Below are 251 nucleotides of genomic sequence, written 5' to 3'. Positions count from 1 at the left end.
GATGCAGATATTTCCGGCGAAGCCACCGATCTCGTTTTTACAACCATTTGGGAAAAACACAGTACGCTCAACCGTGTCGATAATGTTGAAGCCTACCTTCGAACGTTTCTTAAGCGGAAACTATTGAGAATACTGGAGCGTAGAAAAAAGTTGAATGTTGCATTAAGCAATGCCGGCGCCGATGGCGATTGGATGGAGATGAGTTATGAAGAATTTATTGTAAAAGTTCAAAGTGACGAACTGGTTCGATA

At 42.2% G+C, this 251-nt stretch carries 1 protein-coding gene; it reads left to right on the top strand.

Going from position 1 to position 251, the window contains the following annotated elements; genetic code table 11:
- A partial coding sequence (locus AC0IW9_RS31420) for a sigma-70 family RNA polymerase sigma factor (protein ID WP_471652205.1) occupies positions 1-251 on the top strand: 251 nt, incomplete at both ends.

This window comes from Belnapia sp. AC561, from assembly GCF_979252845.1.
Note: the sequence above shows the minus strand (reverse complement) of the source record. Positions and strands in the feature narration are given on the sequence as shown.